We start from the raw sequence: 24,440 nt of genomic DNA on the forward strand, positions 1-24,440 counted from the left end.
ATTATATTGATTGTTTAATCTGTTGATAGTTTAATTTATTGGATAAAAAAGGGATATCCTTTCCTTGCTGATGCAGGATATGTTGCTGATGATGTACCTTATAGGTGAATTGATAAGGCGCTTGTTCATCAAAGCTATCCGCTGTTGATCCAGCTACGCGGTAATCCAGTTCTCCTAGTGCGTTATAGCGATGTATGTAATATGCATCCGGTTCTGGGACTAGTGCATACCAACAACCCTCGCCTAAACCACCTAACCATTGAGCCTGCGTTGGAATATGCTTAGGGCGTTCAGGTTCTTGAATATAGCCTAAATGAGTATCCGGAGGAAGCTGCTTGGCTCGACTTGCGGAGAAGTTATCGGTAAGCTGTTGCACTTGAAATTTTAAAGATTCCCAGCGAGTCCAGGTTAAGCTGTGTAAGGTTTTCTGTTCATAACAATATAACGCTCCTTTCCCATTCGCATTGGCCACATTACTGATCGGGCTTGCTTTCAAGGATTCCGGATATAATATTTTAGAGATTCGAGGGTCATTTTGCATCATCCCTTCACACATAATTTGCGCCACATACCTCGAGCAACTGTTATTCCCTGCAGCCAGCGCACCATACAATACCGGCCCTTGATCCACAAGTGCTGCAGCAAATTTCTCCGCCTTTTGAAAGCTGATACTTTCAGCAACCGAGCAATACAAGGGGCCTGCCCCATGCGTAGCCATAGCCATGGATTCCAGCTCTTCGAGGATAGCTTCCAGATTCGTCAGCTTTTGATCGGTTTGAAACTGTGCTATCGTTTTTATGGTTAAGCGAGGATCCGAGGAAGCGGATCTTGCTCTGCCATATCCTCTAGGACAGATATATCGTCCAAAGTCGAAATACAAGACTTGACCGGAGTGGCGTTCGATCAGTAGAATAGCTGCATGGCCTATTTTAAAATTAAGGTTCTTGACTAAGCCTATGCGTTTTAAAAATGCAAACCAAGCTTCATCGCCCCGAGCCGTTTGATCGGGCCAGGCGATAGGAATAGCGATATCAAAGTAGGTATGCATCAAAGCGAATTATAGATTTTTGAGGATTGGGACTTCTTCTCTTTGTATAATTTTTGAATGTACCGATCACCATGATCTGGAAAGAACAAGATCAATTGGTCCTCCTCTTTTAAATTCATTTCTTCTTTATATTTTTCTAAGCAGGCCAACACAGCAGCACTAGAATAGCCAATAAGCTGATTTGTTTGTGCGTAATACTGCTTAGCGATGTCTTTACTTTCTTCCGCATCCACCTGGAAAATACGATCGACGACTTGGGGATCAAAAGCTCCAGGAATAAAAGTGCGTCCTATGCCTTCGATGGCATCGTGCAATTCCTGAAACTCAGGAACCATACCTGTTTCCACAAATCCCTGGTAAACGGATCGTACCGGTTCTACGCCCCAAATCTTAATCTGTCGGTTTTGCTCTTTTAAAAACCTACCAATACCAGAAATAGATCCCCCCGTACCTACGCCAATCAGCATATGCGTCACGGCCTGTTCACTTTGTTGCCAAAGCTCGGGTCCTGTGGTTTTATAGTGGGCTTTAATATTTGCTGAATTATAGTATTGGTTGGTGAAGTAGGCATTTTCTGTATTGGCAGCATAGGCTTGGGCTAGGTATTGGGTGGAGTTGAATATATGCATGCCTCTTGAATTGTCGCAGAGTTCGACTTCTGCGCCATAGCTTTCCAATATTCGGAGTTTCTCTTGCGAACAGGTTTTGGACACGAAGATCTTCGCCCGATATCCCATTTTCCGCGCCAAGATGGCGATGCTTATGCCTGTATTTCCGCTGCTAGCTTCCACAAACGTACCACCCGGCTTAATCTTCTCATTCCGAATGGCATCCTCCATCATAAACCATGCTGCCCTATCCTTGGAAGATTTTCCAGGATTATGGCTTTCATCTTTAATATATATTTGGCTATTATAACTGGCCGATAAGAAGTTACACTTTCTTAATGGCGTATTTCCAATTGCTGTATTTATCAAATCCCTTCCCCTAACATTTATTGTTCTATAATAAAAACGTATTGTTTAAAAGTATATTTTGGAGTTTTGTATCATTTTTATGATAAACCCCAAATAGTTTATAACGGTAATTAATATACACAAAATCAACGCCAGTTTATCATTTTTTTCCTATTCATGCATTTTTTTATAGATTTGTTAACTATAGAAACGTATGAAACCAAAAACAATTAGTATAGCTATCGTACTTGCCTTATTAGCAATTATCTTGTTTAACAATAAAGAAGAAGCCAGTTTTTGGCTATTTGGCGACATTAGAACCTCCAAACTGCTCATACTCGCTGTGTTCTTTCTATTGGGCGTATTGGTTGGGGCGGTTCTATTTCGCAGAAGACGAAAACACCCGAAAGAATACGGCGTAACGAATCCGAATACGCCGATTTCAGAAGATGATGAATATTTAGGCAATAATGACGAGGGGTTGTCGGATGCAGACCGCGAATATATACGAAGAGATTAAAAGCAAAAAGCGATCAAGATTCCTCCTGATCGCTTTCTTTTTTATTTCGTGGACTTGTCTTTTTTAGGCGCCCCGCTTTATGGAGACTTTGATGAATAAGGTACTCTATCTGACCATTCACACTCCGAAACTCATCATGGGCCCATTTTTCTAACTGCTTGTAGAGTTCTTCGTCCACCCTAATCACAAAACTTTTCTTCATTCTTTCTCCTTTAGTTTGAAGATTACGAATCTTGTATTAATTATACAAGGTTCCTGTATTTACAATAGGTTGCGCGGCTTTCTCGCCACATAGCACCACCATCAGATTACTTACCATGGCTGCTTTCTTCTCATCATCAAGCTCCACAATATTCTCTTCAGATAGCTTGGTTAATGCCATATCAACCATTCCTACAGCACCTTCTACAATTTTAGCGCGTGCAGCAACAATAGCTGTCGCTTGCTGACGTTGTAACATGGCACCCGCAATCTCCGGCGCATAAGCCAAATGGCTAATCCGCGCTTCTTCCACTTGGATACCCGCCTTCGCCAAACGCTCGGTTAATTCATTTTCCAGAATACCATTCACAGCATCACCACCCTCACGCAGGGTAATCTCAGCATGTTGATCCTCGAAATTATCGTACGCAAAACTGACCGCCAAATGTCGGATGGCTGCCTCGCTCTGCACCCGCACGTAATCACTGTAGCTTTGTACATCATAGGCCGCTTTAAAGGTATCCCCTACCTTCCAAACGACAACGGCGCCAATCTCAATCGGATTACCCATCTTATCATTCACCTTTAAGGTATGTCCCTGCAAGTTTTCCGAACGTAAGCTAATGCGTTGCGCGGTATAAAATGGATTGATAAAGAATAAGCCATTGGCCTTAATCGTGCCCTGGTACTTGCCAAAAAGATTTAAGACCCGAGAGTGATTTGGATTGACAATGATTAAGCCTTTTACAATAACGATAAACGTCAGAAAACATAAAAATATAAGGATGGTGTACAACAGCTTATTGTCCGAAGTAACCATTCCATAAAAGCTGAATACTCCCCCTATAATCACTAAAAGAAGAATAAATAACGCTAAATAGCCCGAAGTTGGTTTTATAATCTTTTCCATAATCTAGTTTATTATGATATTAAATTGATATCATAAATATATCAATAAATTATTAATACTATGGCAAGAGAAAAGGAAAATATTTTTAATACGGTTTATATGGTTTTGGAGTAGCTAATAAATGAGGGTAAAATTTATTCCTTTTAGAATGAGGATGTTCGGGTTTTTTAATCAAAAAAATGTATTTAATATTTGCAATTAAAGGCAAAAAGCCTACCTTTGCATCACTTCAAACAACGAAGGGTACTGAAAGAAATTAAAAGTACAAGATTCCGTAGCTCAGCTGGTAGAGCAATACACTTTTAATGTATGGGTCCTGGGTTCGAATCCCAGCGGGATCACCTCTTGGGACAAGTCTAAAAAAGAAAGACTTGTCCCATTTTTTTTGCCTTGTAACTTGCTGTTATTCTGATAGATAAGTGCAATCGCAGAATTTAGCCTCGGAGTTCGATGTTGTGTTCCGTCAAATTCCAAAAAATCGGGGAACATCGAACTCACTATAAGCCTTTTTTCCTCAATATCGCCGTTTTCATAGCGTCTATCAATGTTTGCGACCTTTTTTAAGGTGGATGCTACCAAGTCTTTTATCTCCGTTCCGACTACTGCCAAGTCGTTTAATCTCCGTTCCAAAGCCTCAATCTTTCCTTTGGTCAATTTCTTTACTTCTTGGAAATCGTCATCTGCCATTTCTCCATCGGCATTCTTTAAAAGAGCATTTTGATAGCGTTTGTTCAACGCATCAATCTCACCTATGATATTTGCCCGTTCGGTATTTTGGGCTTTGGTCTTGTTATTGAAGTCTTTTATAAAGGCTTCGATAAAAACATCGACCATACCCTCTTTTGGTGATAGATGCCGTAACTGTTTTAAGAAAGCCTCATTGGCGGTTTCGGCTTTGAAACGTACTCCGCAGGAGGAAGTGCAATGATAATAGTAATAGTAATTGCCCATCTTGCCCTTTGAGGCACTTCCTGTGAGCATCCTATTACAATTAGGATTAGGGCATTTAATAAACCCTCTAAGCGGTAGATTGTCCATAGCCACGATTTTAGGCTTTACAGCCCTCTTTCTCCCATCGAGAATATCCTGTACATCCGCAAACGTCTTTTCGCTGATTAATGGCTCATGCTGTCCTTTGACAAAATATCCCTTTTCCTCTTTGTAGGGAGGAATGAATATTTTGCCACAGTACAAGGGGTTTCGGACGGCTACCCAAAAGTTATTTTTGCTGAACCGACCTTTTCCATCGGCTTTCTCCCGAACCATTTTCCATATCTGTTCCGTATTGAAGTTATTGGAAACGATTTGCTCAAACGCCCATTTTAATATGGGTGCTTCAAAGTCATGCGGTGCTATGAATTTCTTTTTGCCCTCTGTTATCTTATTGACATATCCCAATGGAGCAGTACCCATATACCGCCCCTCTTTTTTCGCCCTGCGCATTCCGTGAAAAACATTTAATGCACGCCTGTCGTTCTCAACTTCGGGTGAAGCAAGATAGAACGCAAGCATGATTTTGTTTTCGGGAATGGTAAGGTCTAAGGGCTGTTCTATTGCAACAGGCTCAACGCCATGTGTCCGTAACTGGTTAATCATTTGATACGCATCTCCTGCGTTCCTACTGAACCTATCCCATTTGGTAAATAATATTATTGACCCCGCTTTGTTGTTCTTTGTTTTGCGTAGGTTGGATAAATATTTCTGCCACTCTGGACGTTTGAATGACTTTGCCGAATGGTCTTCTATGTAAACATCCCTTACCGGAATGCCTTTTATCTCACAATATCTTCTTAGACGGTCTTCTTGGTCACGTTGTGAATATCCCTTGTCCGCTTGCTCGTCTGTCGATACACGTATGTATAAATCTGCCTTTCTCATCACAACAGTTTTCCTTTTTCATTGGGTTAAAGTTTTCCTCTTAAGTACTGGTTAACTGCAATGTGAGCTATCTTCTTGACAAACTCCAAAATAGCTTGCGCTTCCTCTAAATCGACTTCCGTTCCTTTCTTTTTCAAGATTTGCACAACTCTTTCGGGTGTTAAATCGTTCGCTTTTTCTTTCTCCATCTTCAACTCATTTTTACCTGTTAACCACACGGATTAATCCGCACAGACAAACTTATTGCACTGATGGAGTGGATATTGGATTGTGTCTTTGGGTTGAATTACTTGGCATAGTCTGCCTGTTTAGAACCATTTCGGCAATGCTATCCTCATTACTTCCACGTTTGGTTATGCCTAAAAAGCGAGTATGCCTATTGTTCACGTTTCATGGAGCAAAGGTATGTCCGTGTTCTTAACGTAGGCAAAAGGTCATGCAAGTTTGGGAAAAAAATCTCCAGCCCGTTGGGTGTATTTTTTTCCCAAAACCTTGTGCCTACTAAACACTAACCTTTGATGCTCCCGAAACGAAACACAGCATACTCCGACTCTTTACACGAATAAAAAAAATGTCAGGCATGAGGGATATAAGCATTGGAAATGGTATTGAAACAAAACAACATCACCACCTCTCATTGCCGAATAAATCACAAAAATTAATTCAAAACAGTAAAGAAATGACACATCAAATAATCACATCGGAAGCAAGAGTATATGTTGGCACATACGCAAAATATAATGACGGTTCAATCTTCGGGGAATGGCTAACGCTATCGAACTATGCGGACAAAGACGAATTTTACGATGCTTGCAGGGAGTTGCACGATGACGAGGAAGACCCCGAATTTATGTTCCAAGACTACGAAAATATCCCGAACGGCTTAATCGGCGAAAGTTGGATAAGCGATAGCATAATTGAGGTTTTGGAGGCTTTGGAAGATATGAACGAAACCCGAAAAGAAGCATTTCTAATATGGTGCGACAATGGACACCGTAAGCTGTCCGAGGGGGATATTGACGACCTAATAAGCGACTTTGACGATGACTATATAGGGGAATACAAGGACGAGGAAGATTTTGCCTATGAACAGGTTGAGCAAATGGACTTGCCCGAATTTGCAAAAAGGTACTTCGATTATGAGGCTTATGCCCGTGACCTGTTTAGCGGTGACTATTGGAGCGATAGTGGTCATGTATTCTACAACTCATAGATTTTAGGGAACGGTGCACCGTTCCCATTTATGTTAAAATTCGGTCGGGCAAAAAGACAGATCCTTCCCAGGTCGGAACAGTCTTTTTGCGGAAAGCGGAACAACCCCTTTGTAAAATGCCTCCGCCTCATCATTCCTTACATCTGCATTTTCCAAATAGGTTGTATTCGGATTAGACTACTTTCTTTCGTGAGTTGAGACGAAAAAGAAAGTAGCAAAGAAACCTAAGATTATAATGGATTAGTTTGTTTTGAGGGTATATAGGATGTTTTATTTTATTAAGTTTGTACTAAACCTTAGAAACTTAGTATACTGTATGGCAAAGAAAATTTTCAGCCCGATTGATGGAGGCACATTAGAGGGGATTGCAAAAATTTTGGGGCATAAGGAATATGGATTAACAGGAACTGAACTTTCAAGATTTATACCGGAAGCAGGTTTAAATGATATTGACCCAACAAATACGAAGTGGAAACGTTTATTTAATAGTTTTGTCGATTTTCAAAACAGAAGCCGTAACTCAAACACTATTCTAAAATTTGTAAATATAACGATGAAACCCTCTCGTTTTATTGGACGGAACGACCAATTTGAATTTATGAGAGGTGAATTAAATAAACGTCTTTCTTTTATCGGTTTAACTCTTAATGACGCTGGAGTTTTTAACCCAATAGATACATCGAGAACTATTCGAGAAGCTGAACTAAGGGTAAATCGGTTTAAATCAAAACTCGAAAATAGAAACATCCATAGTAAGATTTACGAGTACTGTAACACCGAACTTATTTCTGAAAATTACTTTCATTCCGTTTTCGAAGCTGTAAAGAGTGTTTTTGAAGAAATTAGAAGAAAATCCAATCTCACCCTTGATGGAGGAGAATTGATAGATAAAGCCTTTTCAATAAAAAATCCGATTTTGAAAATCAACGCTTTACAAACAGAAACGGAAATCAGCGAACAGAAAGGTTTTGCTAATTTCCTCAAAGGTATATTCGGGATGTTTAGAAATACGACGGCTCATGCACCTAAGATTGTTTGGAATATTGGTGAAGACGAAGCTCTGGACATTATGACAACAGTTTCGTTAATTCATAAAAAATTAGAAAATACCTGTCTCTAAAACTTGGCAAATATATTATTTAACCATTATACGCTATTAAATTGGAAAGTTCGTTAGAAAACATAAAAACATTCATATTTTGCGATGAAACAAAGTTCTATAAAAACAACGGCGATATTGAAGACGAAATATATTATTTTGGAATTTCCTGTAAAACAGAATTGGTTTCAGTAATTCATAAATCTTTAAACAATCTATACTCCAATTACCGTCTACAAACTAAGGTTTTTCATGCTACTACAGTATTTAAAGAGAAATATCCAAGAAAAGCGTTAATGAACGACTTAACAAACTTAATACTACACCATAAGTTGGACTGCTTTTGTTTTAAATACATCAAAAACAAACTTTTTGACAAAACCAAAATCTTAAATAAGTTCAATAATCCAATTTTAGATTTTAATCGGGTTGAATTTCAAGCCCTATTCTATTTTGTTACATCACTAAATGTCTATCTAAAGCAACAAAATACACAACTTCTCAAAAAGGAAATCGGGATGTTTTTTGACAGAAATGTATATGGAGTAAAAGACACGGAAGCATTCAACTTTCCAAAGCCTGATTATGAATTTAATCAAATGACGTTTACGGAAAAATCAAATATAAGTTTACTTGCGTTGCCGGACTTTTTCGGATATATATTTAGAAAATCAAAGATTTTTACCAATAAAGTTGATGCCGGAGATAAATCACTTGAAGCATCAGAGTTGACAAAAAACTGTTTCGCAAGTTTGAAAAGTATCAATGAAGCTGGTCTTTTCCACTTTATTAATTCGGATGAGCAAATACTTATCGAAGCAATAAAGTCTATTGCCCAAATAAAATAGCCGTAATTATAATTATAATAATATTCTTGCGATAAGGCGCATACATCCTTAGCCAGTTACCATCCCGTCAATTGCTTTTTTTATATCCTCGCCAATCAGTACATATTTTGAAAAGCCAAGCCCAAAAAGTTGTTTTAGGATTTTTTCGTCGTCCATATCACTGTGGGCAATTAGCTTCAATGTAGGGTACTGACTTTTTAATTTCCGCAGTTGCTTTATGATACCTTTATCAGAAAAATCGAGGTCGATGATACAAATATCGGGGAGCGTTTTTAATACTGATATCTGGCTAAGTCCATCCATAATGTTTTCAGAGCGAAACACAATCTGCCTCCCCGAAGTGATAAGATTATCACATAAAATATCTATAATCGGACTTCTATCATTGATAAATGCAGTAGTAATTCGGTTTATGTTCTTAGTCTCCATATTGACGTAGTTTTTATTTTGTATGGAGTGCTTGCAACAAAAAAAGCGCAGGCAACTACACTCACCGACATTAAGGCACTGGTACGCCTGACCACCGAATAAGCGAGCGCCCACGCCTATAGCATGAGCGTTCTTACTTATTGCCTCGGGGTCTAAAAATTACCAGTTTTTAATGTCGAGACTTAAAGCAAAAACACTTTAAGATTTTTATATTTTCTAATAGCAAAGATAACAATGTAGATTTTGCTACACAATATCAGAACATTGATTTTAGGAGTTTACAAACTAAAAAAAGCCATACAAACTGTAAAATACCAATAAGCCTGACTTTTCAGTCATCATATCGGACTATTCTTTTTTACCTCATGTCTGCAAATTTCTCTAAGGCTATCAAGTTCTATTGCCAAGGGATTTAAATGTTTTGTCCTTTTATCAAGGTCTAAGGTCGGTTTGAGCTTGATGATTACTTTTTCTTCTTCCTCTTTTAATTGGGTACTGGTTAGCGGATTTGGAGAAGACCAGTAACCAATTTTCAAGTTTTCAAACATCCAAATTGTTAGTTCTGCCTCACCCTGTTCATCAAATTTGTATTTGTCGGCACGAAGCCTTTTAGGACTTATGTCTCTTTTTTGTGCTGACAGCTTTAATTTCGTTTTCAAAATAGCTCCTAATGAACGTCTCAATGATGAAAACCCTGTTTGTCCGGTTTTGAAATGAGTTTCAATATCTCGGCTTCTTAAACTCTTCTTAGCTATCCCCACATATATTAGTTGTTCGGTTCTTCCAAAAACACCTAAATCACCTGTTTTATCAATAAAAATGGCGTAGATACCCTTTTCATCGGGTAAGTCTTTTAGTTCTCTAATAGGCGTTATAGTCTCAATTATGGATTTTATTATGTCATCTGTCATTATTTTTGTTCATGTTCTATAGTACAAGTATCTACCATTCCCGATAAAGGATTTTAAAGTGTTTTAAAGCTTTATCTTTGTTTCTTTCCACGAAATCAAAAAATTGTCTGTCCGAATTTATTATTTCAGAACCAATTTGGCGTAGGTTATCATCAATCATAGGAACTCTGATTGGATAATTTCTTTGAAAACCGTTCTCCGCTTTGTCGCTCGGTCCCAGACCACAAACGGGTTTGTATGCAGAATAAATCAATTGTTGTGTGTAGAAATCTATTGTTCCTCCGTCTTTTGGGATTTTCCCTGAATAGTCCCAGTATGGGAAAAGCCTGTCTGCATAAGTCATATATCTTTCGACCATACCTTGCTTCCACTTATTATAATATTCAGTTTCTAATTCTTTCAGACTAACAAGTCGAATATTAGTATTCTTTACAGCGTCGTAACTTCCAGATTGAAAGCCATTTTTTGACACTATAAAACCCGTGTTCGCACCAAAATCATTGACTATAGTTCTAAATGAATGAATAGTTTCTTGGTTAACTGGTTTATTCCAAAATTTACATTCGACCAGTATATGTGGCTTATATTCACTTTTTATATCTTGAGTAAAGACATCAATTTCTTTTTTTCCTCTTACAAGTTGTACAACCTTTGAAATTTCTGTTGGAAAGCCACATTCTCTGAAAATTTGTCCAACAAAATTTTGTAGTTCCTTCCAGTTATTAGGTTCTGTGTCAAAAATCATCTTATTATTTTAATTACAATTTAGGTTTATGAAGTCAATAAAAACCTTATCTCGGGTTCTGTATCTCCGTATTTTGGGATGCCTTGTCTTTATCCTTTTTCTGCCTTGAATAACTCCACAGAAAAAGCACACCAAAGATAATTAAAGCATAAGCTATCCATTTGCCCACACGTTCCATAAACTTAATGGCAACCGACTTTTCATAACTTGAAAATCCCTCTGCTCCGGTTGGGCTACGCCTGTAAAACTTCCTACGGTTAATCCAGTAACGCAGACCTAATCCCAAAACCAATGCTATTATGCCTAAAACCAATGATGCACCCATAACGATAGCTATTATAATTCAACACTTTGAATTTACGAAAAAGCAACGAATAGCAGGCTTAAAAACAGAAAATCCCATCACTTTGGACGGGATTTTCTGTTTTTAATCACGGCTGTTAAACTGGAAACTTATTTGCTTTTCGTTCCCGAAGTTGTCCGAAATCCAAATATCAAATGACTGTGATACGGTGGATTGCGAGGTGTAATATAGCCTAAATTGTGTCTGTGGCAATAGGCACAGGTCATTGGGCATATACGGCGGTTCGCTGTAATAGCGCAATGCTCCCTGTCCGTCAAACTGGAAATAGCGGATGTAGTAATTTGCATCACTGAAATTTCCGCTTCGCTGTATCGTTACCCTTATTTCTACGGTTTGACCATTTGACACATCCTTTGGAACGGGCATTACCTGTACCTCAAAAGGGTAATTTTGCTGTATATCGAGGTCGTCTTTTTCGCACGAGGTCAGCACCACGGCGCAGACCAACATCGCCAAGAGCATGAACATTGCCTGCAAATGTAGCCCGTACTTTCTGATTAATATTTTCATCGTAAATCAATTTTAAAAGTTAAACCTTAGTCCAATCCCTGCCGATGGACGGAACTGTTTCAAATCCGTACCCCATAATACTTTTGTCCGCCCTTGCAAGAGCAGGACAAAACGGTCGGACAGGTACGTTTCGAGCGTGAGCCGTCCGCCTGTGCCGTAAACAAAATTGTCTTTGTCGAGGATGGTCGAGCCGTCCGGTAGCATTGCTTCACTCCGGTTGATGGTTTCGTAACCTGCCACGGCTGTAAGCCCTGCATTGAGCGTAACGGTCTTTCTTGCATCACCCAATAGCTGAAGACTGTAACCCACCTCGCCCGTGTAGGTTTCGAGCGGTATCTGTACATCCCTGTAACCGGAAAACTGATGGGTGTACTCCGCACCCCATATCCAGTAATTGCCGTTCTTTCCGTTCACGGTCAAGGTCAAATTCAGATAGTAATTGTCGCTTATTTCTTCGGACAACATACCTGCGTTTATTTCCAATCCCTTTTGTTTGGGGAGCATACGCTGTGCTTGTACTACCGTCATGCTTAGCATGGCAAGCACCACGGCAAAAATGTATCTTATCATTGTTCGTTCCTTTTGGGTTAATTAATCTTTAGGTGCATATCACTTATCAGCTTGGCGTGTACCAAATCAGAATTTTCCACCTGCAATACCTGTTGTCTGCCCCCGTTCTTTTCAAAGATTTCAATCACGAGTACCTTGTCATCCGTGATGGTAAACTGGTCAAGCAAGAACACGTTTTGGTCGGTGGTATTGCCCGTTATTTCGCCGAGCGTTTTGTACATACGCAATGGGTTCATTGCCTTTTCCTGCACCACGGTACGCTTGGCGACTTTCTTGTCCACGACCTTGAAATTCACAAAGTCGATGTTAAACGGAACATTGCTTTTGTTGCGCAGTTCCGTATGGAAATAGAATTTTCCGTTATGGACGTAGATACCTTTCAGCAGGAATTGTATGCCGTAGCTTTTTGCTCCGATATGCTTTACAATCCTTTTGTTCTTTTTGTAAATCGTTTCCATGAGCAAGCCTGCCAGTGACGGCGAATTGCCCCCCAATTCCTCAAACAGAACATCGTTGCCGTTTTCCCTATCCGATGCCTTTTGCATCGTCAGCAGGTCATAATTCAGCGTTGAGGGATAAGGGCTATAAAAGACATTGAAATTGTAAAACCGACCATCGTCCGTGATGACCGAAAAATTGGTTTCCTCGTCAAAATCCCTTACGCTTGCCTTGATGCGCAGTACGTTTTCCGCATCCTCGGCTTTGCCTGCGATAAGGTACTCACTGCCCAAATCCACATAGCGGATAGCGGACGGGAATATGATGTGCGAGGTTTTGCTGTACGTCACCTGCATTTCGTAAGGGTCAACCTTGCCCATGCTCAATTTTGTTGTACTGGATGCCACTTGCTGTGCATTCGCACCTGTGATAAAGACCGTTAAACAGACCATTGCCATGAGGCTTTTAAATATTGCTTTCATTTTCTTTCTGATTTTAGTTAAACATTAATTTTTTGAAACGAGGAATAGCTGATGACCGGCTTTGACGGTTACTTTCGGTGTCCTCACTTTCTTGGAGAAGTAACCCGATACACCCTGTACCACGCCACGGGAAAGGTCGCCTGCCATCTGTTGCCCTGCCGAGCGTGTCATCATAATGGATGTGCCGGAGGTTTGGCTCATGTTGGAGGCAATCTCTGACAGGGCATTCATTTCGGGAGAGTAAGGCACATATAGTCCTTGCTGTCCGTCCACGTCATACACGGTTATATCGACCGGAATAATGTTGCCCTCAAATTCGATGGATGTTACCTTTAACTGCAACCTGCCACTTTGAAACTTGGCGTTAGCTGTCAGTACCGTTCCTGCCGGAATGGAGCGGACGGGAGTTTGTGCCGTTTCCAACAAACGCAACCGTACACCGCTTTCACCCGTCACGGTCTGTGTTTCCTGCACCACAGCCCTAATGCTGTTTTTCGGTTGTATGACCTGTTCCGAAACGCCTGCCGTATAAAAGCCACGGTTTCGGGTTTCGTTCCAGTTTGCCAAAAAAGCACTGTCGGTCGGTTCACGGTACAATGCGGAAACCGTATTTTTCCTTACGGGGGTGAATGCCACGAAATGCTCTTTTTGTGAGGTACTCTTTGCCGAAGCTGTTGTGTCCGCATTTCCCGTCTGTGCCGGATTTGAGGGCAGGTAACGGGATGCCATTTCGTATGACTTTTCCATCAAAGCCAGTTGGTCTTCCACGGTCGTTACAGGCGGTACGTCTTTTTCTGCCAGTTGCTCTTTCAGTTCCTCAACCTGTCTGCGGAGTTCCTGCGTTTCGTAGTCGCTGTTGTCGTAGAACGAGGTCAGCGTACTTTGCGCACTTCGGTAACTATTCAATGCAGGGTTGCTGTTCCTGCGTGTACCACCGCCGTAAGAGAAGCCGTCTTCGTAGTCCTCATCCGGTTGCTCCGCTTCCGGATCGGCGGTACTGTCCTCGCTCCAATAGTCGGACAGTGACAGGAGCGCATTGCGCTTTTCCTGCATCTTCTGTTCGAGCATTTCCTGTTCATAAGCCTTTTGCTTATCGGATTGAAGCCCTGCATCGGTCGCCTGTGGTACGGCATCGTTCAGACCAATATCCTCAACCGCTTTCTTGTCGGAGGACGGTTTGAAGATTAGGTACATACAACCGAAGAATACCACGCCCATGAGGGCAAAAATGATGGGCTTCTTTAGCTTTTCGGCTTTGCTCTGCGCACCGTCCTGCGGTGCATCCATTCCGTTTTTTGGGTCGTCATCTTCGACCAAAAAACTTACCCTTTTGTTTTCACTGTCTTTCATACATTTTACGTTTTAAGATTTTGTTAATACTATCCTGCGGAGAAACCGAGGATTTGTTTTGCCCGTTAATCGGGTTTTCGATATGCTCTATCGTCATGGTATTATCGGATTGTGCTACATCGTAGCACACTTTCAACAGTACGGCAACGGACAATAGCGCATAGCCCAAAAAGAGCAGTAGCGTATAGCGGTGCTGTTTTTTAACAGGCATCGCTCGCCACTGTCCATCGAGCCTGTCAAACCAATTATTGATTTTTGTTCTTAGATTTTTCATGCCTTGACCATGTTTAGTGCTTGAAACGCCTGTTTTGGGAAGTAGCCTTTTGTGCAGGTGCATCGCTGACCATTGCGATTGCTTCCTTTGCTTTGGGAGCGGTCACGACCGACAGGTCGGTCAGTTCCGATTGTTTCAGTAATTGCCCGTAACGGTCTTTTTTCGCAACTTCCATGCTGTTAAGGAAGAATTTGCCGTTTAGGTACTTCACCCTCATAAGGCATTCTACCCTGGGCAGGTCTTCGCCTGCCCATTGCAGAAAGCACGACAGCAACAACTCCTGTTTAGCTACACCTTTGGGGCAACCTGCGAGATATTCGCTGATACTTGCTTTCAGTTTTCCGGCGTACGCACCCTGCGTATGGAAATAGCCGTCATATCCTTTTGCGGTAAGGATTTTGGCGAAAGTGTTCAAATCTGATATTGCTTCCATAATCTTGGCTTTAGCGGTCTACGACTTCTATGTCTCTGTTTTCCAACACGGCAAACTTTTCGATATTGAAGCCCTGTGGGTTGTTGTCAGACTTGACCGAGTTTAACAATAGGCATGAAGTGACCAAATTCCGTTTAGTCACATTGCTTGGACGGATGATATACTGTTTGGCATACGTCCTTACGGCATAGGGATAAGTGTCGAAGTTGCAGACCACGCTGTCCACCTCGATACGCTGTTGCACATTGCCCGAAATGATACGGTTGTAGTACCCTTTTTCCGAAAGGTCTTTGTAATAGTCAAAGGCACTTTTGTCGGCAAGGTTAAAAGCCCTTTTCATGTTGCTTTCGATGGCATTTTTATCCGGTGCGAGCGTAAAGAACAGTTCATGGAAACGCTTAACGTGTTCCCTTGCCTCAACAGGTCTGTTGATGCTTGCATCCTGTGAAAGTGCCAACATCAAGGATTTGCCTTTGTCCAGTACATATATTTTTTGGCGTTGTGCCTCGGCAAACTGGTAGGACTGCCATACGGCATAACCTACCACAGCAACGCAGAGTACCGCAAATACAATGGCGTACAGCCGTATTTGCCTAAAGCTGTTTTCGATATTTCTTAGTGTCTTAAATTCCATTGCTTTCTGATTTTTATTTGTTCATTAACCTGCCACCGATATTGCCTGCAACAGCCCCCGTTCCGGCTCCGGCGATGTTTCCTGTCTTCGATGCCGTAGAGTTTACGTTGCGCATGAAGTTTCCTGCGCCCCCTGCCTGTATTACCCAACCTGCCACCGTTGGAACGGTGAAGTACCCCACGATGCCAATTATCATGAAGATGATGTACACGGTGTTGGATGTGTCGGGGATGTAGGTCGGGTCGGCAAGCATATCAATATCCCGTTCGATGATAAGGGATTGTATCTTGGCGAGCATGGAGCTGAACATATCGGCGATGGGCAACCACAGGTACACGCTGATATATCGGGTCAGCCATTGCGTAAGTGTGGATTGAAAACCATCCCATACACTTATCGCAAAGGCTATCGGCCCGAGAATGGACAGCACGATAAGAAAGAATGTCCGTATGGTGTCTATGACCAAAGCGGATGCTTGGAAAAGGACTTCCAGTAGTTCCCGAAACCAGTCACGGATGCTTTTCTTTAAATCGTACATTCCACGCTCCATGTACATACCGGATATGGCAACCAAATCGGACGGCGACCATCCCAATTCGTCCAGTTTCTTATCAAATTCCTCATCGCTTACGAGGTAAGCGGTTTCGGGATTGCGGAGCATCGCTTCTCTCTCCAACAGGTCTTTTTGTTGCTGTAACTGGTTGAGGTCAAGTACTTGGTTTTCGAGCATGGCGTTTGTGCCTTTTACCACCGGAGACATCACCGCATTGATAGTTCCCAATACGATGGTCGGGAAGAACATAATGCAAAGCCCGATGGCGAACGGTCGCAGGAGCGGAAACACGTCTATCGGTTCTGCACGGCTCAATGCCTGCCACACTTTCAGTGCCACGTAGAACAGTGCGCCCAATCCGGCGATGCCCTTAGCCACTGTCGCCATATCGGCGGACAGTGGGAGCATCTCATCATACAGCGAGCGCAGGAGTTCGTGAAGATTATTCCATTCCATAACTTACCAGTATTTTTGTTCAGCAGTTCCGTACAGTTCAAGCACCCTTTTGGTGTTGTTCTGTTTCTTAGCCCTCAAAATGCTTACGGAGATATTCTTGTTGGTGAAATAGCGGACAAGGCTATGGTAGTCCTTGACCTCTTTGTAAACCCTGTCGATGATGTCCATACGCTCTTTGTCGTTCAGCGAAAGCGAGGAAGAAGTGACAATCTGTTTCAGTTCTTTCAGCAACTCGGTGCTTTCGTTGAGCAGAGCAGAATAACCGTTGGCAATTGCCGTGAGTTCCTGCGGAGAGAAATTGGGGTCGTTCAACATCTTGCCGAAATTGTTCACGTACATTTCGGACACATCGCCCACGAGTAGCACCGTTTGCTGAACTTTACGGGCATCTTTCACCAAGTTGTTTACGGCTTGCAGTTTGTCGTAATATTCCTTGCCCTGTTCATACACTTTTTTTACCTCGTTGAAATTCTTAACCACGTTGGACACGGTGGATGAGGTCTGCACGATTTCATTGGCGGAGTTGATGATACCCGATGCCAAATTTGAGGGGTCAACTACCACCCATTGTGCTTTTGCGGACGGTGCAACGGCAATCATAAATGCCGTACACACCAGTAACATTGCTTTTCTCATTTTGATAATTGTTTTTTAATGGCAATGAGGCTTGTACCGTTGTACGGTACAGGTTTCATTGTCTCTGATTTTTTTAAATGATTAATAATTATTTGCGTTCTCACGCCTTTGTTGGGCAATGCGTTTTATCGCCAGTTCCACATTGCCGTCCAGTTCGGATGCCAGTTGCATGACTTCCATTTTTTCGGTTTCCTCGGTGGTGTATGCCAAATATTCTTCGAGCGAAACCTCTGTGGCATACACGGCGGAGTGCGTACCGCCAAGCCCAATCCATACCTCTTTGTAAAGCCTTGACGGGTCATTGTTCTGATTGATGGAAAGGATTTGGGATTTTTCCTTTTCTGTAAGCCCCAACATTTCCTGTATCGCATCGAATTTGTTCATGTACTTGCGTTGGTCAAGCAGGATTTTACAGTCGGAATTGTTGATGATACTTTCCTTGACCACGGGTGACTGGATGATGTCGTCCACTTCCTGCGTGACCACGATAGCCTCACCAAAAAATTTGCGGACGGTCTTAAACAGGTACTTGATGTACTCCGCCATTCCCTCTTTGGCGATGGCTTTCCACGCTTCCTCAATCAGTATCATTTTGCGCACACCTTTGAGCCTGCGCATCTTATTGATGAATACTTCCATAATGATGATGGTCACTATGGGAAAGAGGATTTTGTGGTCTTTAATCGCATCAATTTCAAACACGATAAAGCGTTTGGAAAGCAGGTCGAGTTGCTTGTCGAAGTTCAGCAGATAGTCGTACTCTCCGCCCTTGTAATAGGGTTCAAGCACATTCAGAAAATTTGCAAGGTCAAAGTCTTTTTCCCTTACCTGTTTGTCTTCCAGTACCTTTTTATAGTCGCCCCGTACATACTCGTAAAATCCATTGAAAGAGGGATATTCATCGCTTTGCTTGATACGGTCGATATAACCGCTCACGGCATTGGACAATGCCACTTCCTCTGAACGGGTCGGCGGTTCATCGTCACGCTTCCAAAGCGTAAGGATGAGCGTTTTGATACTTTCCCTTTTCTCAATGTCGAATACGCCGTCATCCGTATAAAATGGATTGAATGCTATCGGGTTGTCTTCGGTGTAGGTAAAATACACACCGTCTTTTCCTTTCGTCTTCCCCTTAATCAGTTCGCACAGCCCTTGATAAGAGTTGCCCGTATCGACCAATAGTACATGAGAGCCTTGCTCATAATACTGCCTCACCATGTGATTGGTGAAGAATGATTTTCCACTTCCAGTTTGGAGGGTTGGCGGGCTACTCAATTAAGAATAGCCCGCCAACCCCCAGATGGGCCTAACACGAAGCGGTTGCGATTTGTGATAATGCCCCGCTTCATAGGCAAATCTGATATGTCCAAATGGATGGGCTTTCCGGTCAATCGGTCTGCCATCTTGATGCCGAAAGGCGATGGCGAATTTTGGTAGTTGGTTTCTTCGGTGAAGAAACATAGCGCAGGTTCGATGAACGTGTAGAAACTTTCCTCTGCCGGAAAGTCGCCTGCATTGCCTGCCATGCCTGCCCAATACAGTGTCGCAACATCCACCGTGTTGTGCCTCGGCTTGCATTCCATCAAAGCGAGCGCACTGCCCGTGTCGTTTTTTAGCTGTTTGAGTTCGTTCGGGTCATCCGACCACGCCATCACATTGAAGTGCGCACGGATGGAGGATAGCCCGAAGCTGTGCGCTTCGTTCAGATACCTTTCAATCCACTCTTTGTTAATCTGATTGGCACGGCTGTACCTTGCCAATGAGTGCATATTACGGGCTGACTTTTCAAACTTGCGCAGGTTCTCATCGCTGTTATCCAAAAACAGGTATTGGTTGTAGATATGGTTACAGCTAAGGAGCAGGCCCACGGGTGAGGCAAAGGACAACAGGCAATCGCTCCTGTCCGTGGACAGCTTTTCATACCTCGTATTTGCCGATACCGTATTGGGTAAATCGTCCGTATCGGACAGGGTGTGCAGGCACAGCCTTTTGTTGCCGATACGCACGTCCTCGCTTCCCAAAGCTATATCCTGCATGGGCGTTCCGGCTTCCCTCGACAGGGTAAGGTACTGTTCGAGCAATCCCTGTTTTTCGCCAGTGCCGATGATGTCATCCTCGGTCAAGCGTTCCAGTTTTACAAAACCGCTATCGTTGACAATGCGCTCAAACTGTGCCACCGCTTCCATGAACTTTCGGACGGTTTCTTTATCCCTTATTTCTTTCGGGATAAGGACACCTTTGCAAAGCGAACTAAAGTTGCTCTGCATCCGCATCCGCTCTTTGGTCGTCTTGGTCAAAAAGAGATAGCAGTAATGGTTTAAAAAAGGACGTTCGTTGAAATGCTGTTGATAGGACTTTGCAAGGAAACTCAACCCGTCCTGTGCAATATCCGGCGCATAACTTTCCTTGATGTACCAGTCCTGTTTATGGACAATGGTATAGTCCGGCAAAGTCTTGATAGCCTTGTGCCACGCCGAGTGTATGGCATCGTACTCCGCCGAAGCTACGGTAAACAGTTCCGGCAGGTGTACCCGAAAGCAAGCCGTGATGTCTGCATCCTTTGAAATGATGCAGTTGTGTTCCACCGCCAGTAATGGAAACTTGCTTTCCAACGTTGTGGTTTTTCCTGTATTTCTCATAAACGATTGGATTTAGAAGTGAATTTTAAATAGCGGTGTACGGCTCTGCGACAGATGATGTATTTCGGATGCCTTTTCTTTGCCCCGACTTTCATCAATCCGTGTTCGCCATATTTGCCGTTCAATGCGAATGTTTGCCAAACGATGAGCGATGCACCGCCTGCCCCGATGAACAGGCACACGTAGGAGTTTACGCCTGCCATGTACATAACCATGACAAGGACAAGCACGCCGAGCAGACCACCTGCGAAGATGAACAGGTACTGTGCTTTCAGTCCTTTGAACTCGACCGTCCTGCCGATACCTTTATTGATATTGTAATTGCTCATAATACGCCAGCTTAAAGGAAGAATGAGCGGAGAATGGTCGCCGCTACGATTAGGAAGATACAAGCCCCAAACCACGATGCCGCAGTCTTGCTTGTATCGGGGTCACCGCTACTAAATTTGTTGTACACCTTTACGCCACCGATTAGCCCGACCACTGCCCCAATCGCATAGATGAGTTGGGTTGCAGGGTCGAAATAAGATGTCACCATCTGCGTGGCTTCAGTGATACCTGCCGAGCCGTTGCCCTGTGCGAACACACCGAATGCCGACAGGAACGCAACGCCTGTCAGCAACACTTTTTTGCTTTGTTTTTCCATGATTTAACTGAATTAAATTGTTACTAATTCCCACCTCGTGTGGGCTTTCGCAACAAAAGTCTTATGGAAATCGAAGCGTTATGGGAAACTGGAAATCAGCGGAATTAATTGGCAGTGAGTGGCGGAGTTATAACAAGACAGTATGATAAATTACCATTATAAAGACAGACTTTTCTACCTAAGTTGAATCTCAATCAAATGTATATGTATGTCAAAATGTCGTTACTAAGGTTGTTTTTACGCCTGTTTGACATGAGGCTGAATTAATGACAAGCCCCCCCAAAAAAAAATAGCGATGGCAACGATTTTGATAGTGATAAATTGGACTAACTGTGTGTTATAAATCAGTTGTTTACATTATATTTTGTTAGGGTGTTTAGACCTTATGTTGTTAGAACCGTAGATTATGAATCCTGTCTAATACTAAACTCTTCTCCCACATTTTATACTGCTATTACGTCCTATTTAATTTTAAGAATGAAATTCAAGGGTTACCCCGATTAATGCTCGCGGTCGGTTGTAACTTGATTTAGTGCGAGCCAAAATTATATATATTGCGTATGATAGAACAATTACAAATTGATTTTCTGCCAGTAGACAGTGGCGAAAAAAGTGGAGATGCTATCGCATTCCGGTACGGGGATTTTTCAGAACGTTCCCGTTATCAGGTTGTGGTCATCGATGGCGGAACTAAGGATTCCGGTAACAGGCTCGTTGAGCATATTCAGAAACTCTACGATACTAATCACGTAGACCTTGTCGTATGTACACATCCTGATGCAGACCATGCTTCGGGTCTTCGACAAATTATGAATCAGTGTTCGGTAGGAGAACTATGGATACACAAACCTTGGGAACATTCACCTCATATTTGTGACCTCTTTCATGATGGCCGGATTACAGACAATAGTCTAAGTGAGAGGCTACAGAAAGCGTACACTTATGCTTATGAACTTGTACAGCTTGCGGAGGAAAAAGGTATTGATGTGCGTGAGCCATTTGCAGGAAGAACGAGTGAAGATGGTGTAATTACAGTTTTAGGCCCCAGTATAGACTACTACAGGGAGCTTATTCCTGACTTTGCAAGGAGTCCTCAACCAAAAGGAATTCTTGAGAAAGCCTTTAGCTCATTCGAAAAAGCAATCACATGGGTACAGGAGGCACTTGATATCGAAACGTTAAGTGAAGATGGTGAAACATCTGCGGAGAATCGTTCAAGTGCAGTTTTACTTGTTCGCTTTGCAAACAAAAAATTTCTGTTCACCGGAGACTCTGGGATAGAGTCTCTTAAAAATGTGATAGATTTCGCAAACGAACAGTATATAGATATTTCCCATGTCGACTTTTTTCAGATTCCTCATCATGGAAGTAAGAGAAATATTTCGCCGTCAATACTTAATAGCATTCGTTGTACTACTGCATATGCTTCAGCTTCTAAGGACGCTCCTAAGCATCCAGCGAGAAAAGTAACTAATGCGTTGTTAAGACGAAATGCTAAAGTTTATAAGACGAATGGCAACATTCTTGTTCATCAGCACAATTCATCAAGACAAGGTTGGGGGCCTGCAGAAGCTGTACCATTTTATAACGAAGTTGAAGAATAATATATGGATAGATACAGTTTAACTGCGAGGGTTTATCCCATGATACTTTTCTACTTGCCCTTAAGCGTAATGTTAGTGGTTACTGTATGGGATTTCCAACAGTATTACCACTATGGCATACCTGTAGGGCTTATTGGGGTACTTGCTTACTTAACATCACATCTTGGTCGGGATGCCGGAAAAAAAAAGGAAGCAGATATTTGGCGTGATTGGGGTGGTGCGCCTACTACACAGTTGTTTCGTTGGCGTGATGCACACTTGGATAGACATACCAAAACGAGAAACCATTTAAAGATGGAACAATTGTGTCCTACAGGACACAGTGTTGATGAACAGTTTGAAAGACTGAATCCTGATGATGCAGATGAAGTTTACCGTGCTTGGACAAAATTTGTTATCGGGAACACTCGTGATATAAACAAGTATGCACTCATTTTTAGAGAAAATATGGGATACGGATTTCGTAGAAACTTATTAGGACTTAAGCCTTATGCCATAGCTTTAATAATATCACTGATTTTAGCTACTTACGGTTTTTTTGTGTATACCAGTGGAGTATGGACAGTGGGTCAATTTCCCGAGATATTCTTTATCGCTGAAATATTCTTAATTGTTATCCTAATATTTTGGATAATAAGGGTTACGAAACAATGGGTCAAGCTAACTGCATTCGCCTATGCTGAACGTCTACATGAGGCTATAGAAACTTTATAAGATAAAGCACTTCAGGATGAATTGAATCCTGAAGTGCTTTTTAAAAAACAAAGGGAAGCTGTCTTTTCAGACAAACTCCCCAATGTCGAAATCCTCTAAATCACTTTTCCGCAAATCGGGAGAACTGAAATCCGTTCCGGCGGAGAGGCTCTTGTCCAACAACTCTGCAATCTTCCGTGAAGCCCCATCCATTGAGTTTTCGAGCAGACTTAACAATTCCGTTCCCTGTAATCGCTGAACTATATCCACCGCTTTCTGTTGCTGGGCAGGTTCAAGTGTATCTTGCTCCAACCATGCCCCCACGGTCGTCAGTTCATCAAAGGTAACCCCTGTGGCAAACTCATTGTCGCTGTCCTCAAACCCGTACTCATCCCATTCGTCTTCCTCATTTTCAAAATCGGACATACTCCCGAAAACTTCATCCGGCTCTCCCTCAATCTGCGGATTTTCCAATCCAAAACCTATCCCGTAGGTTTCTGTTCCAAAATTATCAGCTATCCCGTCACGTTCGCCCGATTGTCTCTTTGTGGCATCCAGTGGCAAGGTGTGGCGTTCCACAGGCTTGGGAAGCCCCATAATATCCGGCAGGTCTGGGCTTTTCTTTTTCGGCTTTACCTCCCTGCGGACGGTCTTATGGATGACCACCTTATCTTTCAGCAAAAGGATGATGACGATGATAAGGCATATTACAATCAATGCTTCCATAGCTATAAGATTGGCTTTTGCTTGTCGGCGTAGATAATCTTTATTTCGTCTCCGAACTCCTCAAAGTGGTGTTTCAATACACTGTGCAGGTAATCGGCAAGTGTGATTTTTCCCTCTCCGAGCAGAAAGACGATACGGGATAGTTTCTTATGGAAATCGGGGCTTATGTAGACCGATTTTCCGCACCTTGCCACAACCCCTGTCGGTCTTAAAAATGACGTTTGATAATGGGCTTTGCGCAGTATCTTTTCCTGTTGTTTTTGCTGTGTCTTTTTCATAATCGAATATTTTAAAAAATGGGTTTAAACTTATTGTTGAAATCATCGGTGATGGCTTTCTCGAATTGTTCAAAATGATGTTCGAGAATATTGTCCAAATAGGCATATAGGGGTATCTTGTCTTTCCCGATAACCTGCACGATACGGGAAAGCCGTTCGTGGTATTCCTGCCGGATGTAGATGCTCTTATCACCACGGCGTGTCATGGTGTGGCTGTTGAGAAAACGCTCGCCATAGCCCGTATCGGAAGCCCTCTTTTGTCGGGTGCGCTCTTTGTCTACGGGCTTTTCCGTTGGCGTTTCCTTTGTCGGCTCTGCGCTCGGCTCTTGCGGTGCTACCGCCTGTTGGGGCTTCTTTGTTTCGCCTGCCATAATGGACATGAGATATGCCTCGTCA

Annotated in this window: 30 protein-coding genes, 1 tRNA gene and 2 pseudogenes; 8 read left to right on the top strand and 25 right to left on the bottom strand. The window is 42.4% G+C overall.

From position 1 onward, the window contains the following. Position 1: 1 nt before the first annotated feature. Positions 2-1,048: a DUF6695 family protein gene (locus GQF63_RS12200; protein WP_160369512.1), complete on the bottom strand. Its 1,047-nt coding sequence runs from the start codon at positions 1,046-1,048 to the stop codon at positions 2-4. Continuing rightward, entirely contained in the window at positions 1,048-2,025 is a 978-nt protein-coding gene (locus GQF63_RS12205; protein WP_160369513.1) for a PLP-dependent cysteine synthase family protein, read from the bottom strand. The genes GQF63_RS12200 and GQF63_RS12205 overlap by 1 nt, the downstream gene beginning before the upstream one ends. A 193-nt stretch (positions 2,026-2,218) precedes the next feature. On the opposite strand from GQF63_RS12205, the gene GQF63_RS12210 reads away from it, so the two are divergent. After that, the gene (locus tag GQF63_RS12210) at positions 2,219-2,524 is read left to right on the top strand and encodes a DUF2157 domain-containing protein (protein WP_160369514.1); all 306 of its coding nucleotides are present in this window, start codon (positions 2,219-2,221) and stop codon (positions 2,522-2,524) included. A 13-nt stretch (positions 2,525-2,537) separates the two neighbouring features. Here GQF63_RS12210 and GQF63_RS12215 read toward each other — a convergent pair whose 3' ends face one another. Together GQF63_RS12215 and GQF63_RS12220 are read right to left on the bottom strand one after the other, a co-directional pair. Next, positions 2,538-2,726 (bottom strand): type II toxin-antitoxin system antitoxin, encoded by a 189-nt coding sequence (locus GQF63_RS12215; protein ID WP_160369515.1) that lies wholly within the window; start codon positions 2,724-2,726, stop codon positions 2,538-2,540. 36 nt (positions 2,727-2,762) lie between these two features. Beyond that, complete coding sequence (locus GQF63_RS12220) at positions 2,763-3,635, bottom strand: SPFH domain-containing protein (RefSeq protein WP_160369516.1); 873 nt, start codon at positions 3,633-3,635, stop codon at positions 2,763-2,765. A gap of 268 nt (positions 3,636-3,903) precedes the next feature. Between GQF63_RS12220 and GQF63_RS12225 the strand changes: the two genes are divergently transcribed. Both GQF63_RS12225 and GQF63_RS19870 read left to right on the top strand, forming a co-directional pair. Beyond that, positions 3,904-3,976: transfer RNA gene (locus tag GQF63_RS12225), tRNA-Lys, on the top strand. 376 nt (positions 3,977-4,352) lie between these two features. Continuing rightward, entirely contained in the window at positions 4,353-4,484 is a 132-nt protein-coding gene (locus tag GQF63_RS19870) for a hypothetical protein (protein WP_281346841.1), read from the top strand. A gap of 231 nt (positions 4,485-4,715) precedes the next feature. Here the strand turns inward: GQF63_RS19870 and GQF63_RS19780 are convergent. After that, positions 4,716-5,513 (bottom strand): annotated as a pseudogene (locus GQF63_RS19780) (recombinase family protein); the annotation flags it as partial. A gap of 26 nt (positions 5,514-5,539) precedes the next feature. Then, entirely contained in the window at positions 5,540-5,701 is a 162-nt protein-coding gene (locus GQF63_RS19590) for a hypothetical protein (RefSeq protein ID WP_170292234.1), read from the bottom strand. 491 nt (positions 5,702-6,192) lie between these two features. Between GQF63_RS19590 and GQF63_RS12235 the strand changes: the two genes are divergently transcribed. From GQF63_RS12235 to GQF63_RS12245, 3 genes are all read left to right on the top strand, one after another. Then, positions 6,193-6,726 carry an antirestriction protein ArdA gene (locus GQF63_RS12235; RefSeq protein ID WP_160369517.1) on the top strand — a complete coding sequence of 178 codons (534 nt, stop codon included), beginning with the start codon at positions 6,193-6,195 and terminating at the stop codon, positions 6,724-6,726. A gap of 316 nt (positions 6,727-7,042) precedes the next feature. Further along, positions 7,043-7,846 (top strand): TIGR02391 family protein, encoded by an 804-nt coding sequence (locus GQF63_RS12240; RefSeq protein WP_160369518.1) that lies wholly within the window; start codon positions 7,043-7,045, stop codon positions 7,844-7,846. A gap of 41 nt (positions 7,847-7,887) precedes the next feature. Beyond that, positions 7,888-8,673 carry a hypothetical protein gene (locus GQF63_RS12245; RefSeq protein ID WP_160369519.1) on the top strand — a complete coding sequence of 262 codons (786 nt, stop codon included), beginning with the start codon at positions 7,888-7,890 and terminating at the stop codon, positions 8,671-8,673. Positions 8,674-8,721: 48 nt separating this feature from the next. Here GQF63_RS12245 and GQF63_RS12250 read toward each other — a convergent pair whose 3' ends face one another. The 16 genes and pseudogenes from GQF63_RS12250 to GQF63_RS12325 all read right to left on the bottom strand — a co-directional run bounded on the left by GQF63_RS12250 (position 8,722) and on the right by GQF63_RS12325 (position 20,743). Then, the gene (locus GQF63_RS12250; protein ID WP_160369520.1) at positions 8,722-9,102 is read right to left on the bottom strand and encodes a response regulator transcription factor; all 381 of its coding nucleotides are present in this window, start codon (positions 9,100-9,102) and stop codon (positions 8,722-8,724) included. A 338-nt stretch (positions 9,103-9,440) separates the two neighbouring features. Then, positions 9,441-10,013 carry a GIY-YIG nuclease family protein gene (locus GQF63_RS12255; RefSeq protein WP_160369521.1) on the bottom strand — a complete coding sequence of 191 codons (573 nt, stop codon included), beginning with the start codon at positions 10,011-10,013 and terminating at the stop codon, positions 9,441-9,443. A gap of 31 nt (positions 10,014-10,044) precedes the next feature. Beyond that, positions 10,045-10,758 (bottom strand): restriction endonuclease, encoded by a 714-nt coding sequence (locus GQF63_RS12260; protein ID WP_160369522.1) that lies wholly within the window; start codon positions 10,756-10,758, stop codon positions 10,045-10,047. Positions 10,759-10,804: 46 nt separating this feature from the next. Then, a complete protein-coding gene (locus tag GQF63_RS12265) occupies positions 10,805-11,083 on the bottom strand; it encodes a molybdenum ABC transporter permease (protein ID WP_160369523.1) in 279 nt (92 codons plus the stop codon). Between the two features lie 102 nt (positions 11,084-11,185). After that, the gene (locus tag GQF63_RS12270) at positions 11,186-11,590 is read right to left on the bottom strand and encodes a DUF3872 domain-containing protein (RefSeq protein ID WP_425500395.1); all 405 of its coding nucleotides are present in this window, start codon (positions 11,588-11,590) and stop codon (positions 11,186-11,188) included. 54 nt (positions 11,591-11,644) lie between these two features. Continuing rightward, complete coding sequence (locus GQF63_RS12275) at positions 11,645-12,202, bottom strand: conjugal transfer protein TraO (protein WP_160369525.1); 558 nt, start codon at positions 12,200-12,202, stop codon at positions 11,645-11,647. A gap of 17 nt (positions 12,203-12,219) precedes the next feature. After that, the gene (gene traN / locus GQF63_RS12280; RefSeq protein ID WP_160369526.1) at positions 12,220-13,122 is read right to left on the bottom strand and encodes a conjugative transposon protein TraN; all 903 of its coding nucleotides are present in this window, start codon (positions 13,120-13,122) and stop codon (positions 12,220-12,222) included. Between the two features lie 24 nt (positions 13,123-13,146). After that, on the bottom strand, positions 13,147-14,472 hold the full coding sequence (traM, locus tag GQF63_RS12285; protein ID WP_160369527.1) for a conjugative transposon protein TraM: 1,326 nt from the start codon (positions 14,470-14,472) through the stop codon (positions 13,147-13,149). Next, positions 14,459-14,746 carry a nitrogen regulatory IIA protein gene (locus GQF63_RS12290; RefSeq protein WP_125110028.1) on the bottom strand — a complete coding sequence of 96 codons (288 nt, stop codon included), beginning with the start codon at positions 14,744-14,746 and terminating at the stop codon, positions 14,459-14,461. The genes traM and GQF63_RS12290 overlap by 14 nt, the downstream gene beginning before the upstream one ends. A 13-nt stretch (positions 14,747-14,759) precedes the next feature. Beyond that, a complete protein-coding gene (locus GQF63_RS12295; protein WP_160369528.1) occupies positions 14,760-15,179 on the bottom strand; it encodes a hypothetical protein in 420 nt (139 codons plus the stop codon). A gap of 10 nt (positions 15,180-15,189) precedes the next feature. Then, entirely contained in the window at positions 15,190-15,813 is a 624-nt protein-coding gene (gene traK / locus GQF63_RS12300) for a conjugative transposon protein TraK (protein ID WP_160369529.1), read from the bottom strand. Positions 15,814-15,826: 13 nt separating this feature from the next. After that, entirely contained in the window at positions 15,827-16,822 is a 996-nt protein-coding gene (traJ, locus tag GQF63_RS12305) for a conjugative transposon protein TraJ (RefSeq protein WP_160369530.1), read from the bottom strand. Between the two features lie 3 nt (positions 16,823-16,825). After that, a complete protein-coding gene (locus GQF63_RS12310; protein WP_160369531.1) occupies positions 16,826-17,458 on the bottom strand; it encodes a DUF4141 domain-containing protein in 633 nt (210 codons plus the stop codon). A gap of 81 nt (positions 17,459-17,539) precedes the next feature. Then, positions 17,540-20,097 (bottom strand): annotated as a pseudogene (locus GQF63_RS12315) (TraG family conjugative transposon ATPase). Further along, positions 20,094-20,426, bottom strand: coding sequence for a DUF4133 domain-containing protein (locus GQF63_RS12320; protein WP_160369532.1), 333 nt, complete (start codon positions 20,424-20,426; stop codon positions 20,094-20,096). The pseudogene GQF63_RS12315 and the gene GQF63_RS12320 overlap by 4 nt, the downstream one beginning before the upstream one ends. Before the next feature lie 11 nt (positions 20,427-20,437). Next, positions 20,438-20,743 carry a DUF4134 domain-containing protein gene (locus tag GQF63_RS12325; RefSeq protein WP_028069456.1) on the bottom strand — a complete coding sequence of 102 codons (306 nt, stop codon included), beginning with the start codon at positions 20,741-20,743 and terminating at the stop codon, positions 20,438-20,440. A gap of 560 nt (positions 20,744-21,303) precedes the next feature. Between GQF63_RS12325 and GQF63_RS12330 the strand changes: the two genes are divergently transcribed. After that, the gene (locus tag GQF63_RS12330) at positions 21,304-22,347 is read left to right on the top strand and encodes a ComEC/Rec2 family competence protein (protein ID WP_160369533.1); all 1,044 of its coding nucleotides are present in this window, start codon (positions 21,304-21,306) and stop codon (positions 22,345-22,347) included. A 3-nt stretch (positions 22,348-22,350) separates the two neighbouring features. Further along, positions 22,351-23,061 (top strand): hypothetical protein, encoded by a 711-nt coding sequence (locus GQF63_RS12335; RefSeq protein WP_160369534.1) that lies wholly within the window; start codon positions 22,351-22,353, stop codon positions 23,059-23,061. A gap of 66 nt (positions 23,062-23,127) precedes the next feature. On the opposite strand, the gene GQF63_RS12340 is transcribed toward GQF63_RS12335, so the two are convergent. From GQF63_RS12340 to GQF63_RS12350, 3 genes are all read right to left on the bottom strand, one after another. Then, positions 23,128-23,766: a conjugal transfer protein TraD gene (locus GQF63_RS12340; protein WP_160369535.1), complete on the bottom strand. Its 639-nt coding sequence runs from the start codon at positions 23,764-23,766 to the stop codon at positions 23,128-23,130. 2 nt (positions 23,767-23,768) lie between these two features. Continuing rightward, positions 23,769-24,044: a DUF3408 domain-containing protein gene (locus GQF63_RS12345; protein WP_160369536.1), complete on the bottom strand. Its 276-nt coding sequence runs from the start codon at positions 24,042-24,044 to the stop codon at positions 23,769-23,771. Positions 24,045-24,055: 11 nt separating this feature from the next. Then, on the bottom strand, positions 24,056-24,440 hold a 385-nt coding region (locus GQF63_RS12350; protein WP_160369537.1), incomplete at its 5' end, for a DUF3408 domain-containing protein.

Source organism: Sphingobacterium humi (assembly GCF_009768885.1).
Lineage (GTDB): Bacteria > Bacteroidota > Bacteroidia > Sphingobacteriales > Sphingobacteriaceae > Sphingobacterium > Sphingobacterium humi.

What these genes read in the sequence shown, in the direction of transcription:
- GQF63_RS12240 (WP_160369518.1), top strand. Translation starts at nt 7,043, where the DNA reads ATGGCAAAGAAAATTTTCAGCCCGATTGATGGAGGCACATTAGAGGGG.
- GQF63_RS12345 (WP_160369536.1), bottom strand. Translation starts at nt 24,044, where the DNA reads ATGAAAAAGACACAGCAAAAACAACAGGAAAAGATACTGCGCAAAGCC.
- GQF63_RS12310 (WP_160369531.1), bottom strand. Translation starts at nt 17,458, where the DNA reads ATGAGAAAAGCAATGTTACTGGTGTGTACGGCATTTATGATTGCCGTT.
- traN (WP_160369526.1), bottom strand. Translation starts at nt 13,122, where the DNA reads ATGAAAGCAATATTTAAAAGCCTCATGGCAATGGTCTGTTTAACGGTC.
- GQF63_RS12295 (WP_160369528.1), bottom strand. Translation starts at nt 15,179, where the DNA reads ATGGAAGCAATATCAGATTTGAACACTTTCGCCAAAATCCTTACCGCA.
- traK (WP_160369529.1), bottom strand. Translation starts at nt 15,813, where the DNA reads ATGGAATTTAAGACACTAAGAAATATCGAAAACAGCTTTAGGCAAATA.
- traJ (WP_160369530.1), bottom strand. Translation starts at nt 16,822, where the DNA reads ATGGAATGGAATAATCTTCACGAACTCCTGCGCTCGCTGTATGATGAG.
- GQF63_RS12335 (WP_160369534.1), top strand. Translation starts at nt 22,351, where the DNA reads ATGGATAGATACAGTTTAACTGCGAGGGTTTATCCCATGATACTTTTC.
- GQF63_RS12255 (WP_160369521.1), bottom strand. Translation starts at nt 10,013, where the DNA reads ATGACAGATGACATAATAAAATCCATAATTGAGACTATAACGCCTATT.
- GQF63_RS12265 (WP_160369523.1), bottom strand. Translation starts at nt 11,083, where the DNA reads ATGGGTGCATCATTGGTTTTAGGCATAATAGCATTGGTTTTGGGATTA.
- GQF63_RS19590 (WP_170292234.1), bottom strand. Translation starts at nt 5,701, where the DNA reads ATGGAGAAAGAAAAAGCGAACGATTTAACACCCGAAAGAGTTGTGCAA.
- GQF63_RS12235 (WP_160369517.1), top strand. Translation starts at nt 6,193, where the DNA reads ATGACACATCAAATAATCACATCGGAAGCAAGAGTATATGTTGGCACA.
- traM (WP_160369527.1), bottom strand. Translation starts at nt 14,472, where the DNA reads ATGAAAGACAGTGAAAACAAAAGGGTAAGTTTTTTGGTCGAAGATGAC.
- GQF63_RS12270 (WP_425500395.1), bottom strand. Translation starts at nt 11,590, where the DNA reads ATGTTCATGCTCTTGGCGATGTTGGTCTGCGCCGTGGTGCTGACCTCG.
- GQF63_RS12200 (WP_160369512.1), bottom strand. Translation starts at nt 1,048, where the DNA reads ATGCATACCTACTTTGATATCGCTATTCCTATCGCCTGGCCCGATCAA.
- GQF63_RS12250 (WP_160369520.1), bottom strand. Translation starts at nt 9,102, where the DNA reads ATGGAGACTAAGAACATAAACCGAATTACTACTGCATTTATCAATGAT.
- GQF63_RS12325 (WP_028069456.1), bottom strand. Translation starts at nt 20,743, where the DNA reads ATGGAAAAACAAAGCAAAAAAGTGTTGCTGACAGGCGTTGCGTTCCTG.
- GQF63_RS12330 (WP_160369533.1), top strand. Translation starts at nt 21,304, where the DNA reads ATGATAGAACAATTACAAATTGATTTTCTGCCAGTAGACAGTGGCGAA.
- GQF63_RS12220 (WP_160369516.1), bottom strand. Translation starts at nt 3,635, where the DNA reads ATGGAAAAGATTATAAAACCAACTTCGGGCTATTTAGCGTTATTTATT.
- GQF63_RS12275 (WP_160369525.1), bottom strand. Translation starts at nt 12,202, where the DNA reads ATGATAAGATACATTTTTGCCGTGGTGCTTGCCATGCTAAGCATGACG.
- GQF63_RS12340 (WP_160369535.1), bottom strand. Translation starts at nt 23,766, where the DNA reads ATGGAAGCATTGATTGTAATATGCCTTATCATCGTCATCATCCTTTTG.
- GQF63_RS12215 (WP_160369515.1), bottom strand. Translation starts at nt 2,726, where the DNA reads ATGAAGAAAAGTTTTGTGATTAGGGTGGACGAAGAACTCTACAAGCAG.
- GQF63_RS12210 (WP_160369514.1), top strand. Translation starts at nt 2,219, where the DNA reads ATGAAACCAAAAACAATTAGTATAGCTATCGTACTTGCCTTATTAGCA.
- GQF63_RS12290 (WP_125110028.1), bottom strand. Translation starts at nt 14,746, where the DNA reads ATGAAAAATCTAAGAACAAAAATCAATAATTGGTTTGACAGGCTCGAT.
- GQF63_RS12260 (WP_160369522.1), bottom strand. Translation starts at nt 10,758, where the DNA reads ATGATTTTTGACACAGAACCTAATAACTGGAAGGAACTACAAAATTTT.
- GQF63_RS12320 (WP_160369532.1), bottom strand. Translation starts at nt 20,426, where the DNA reads ATGAGCAATTACAATATCAATAAAGGTATCGGCAGGACGGTCGAGTTC.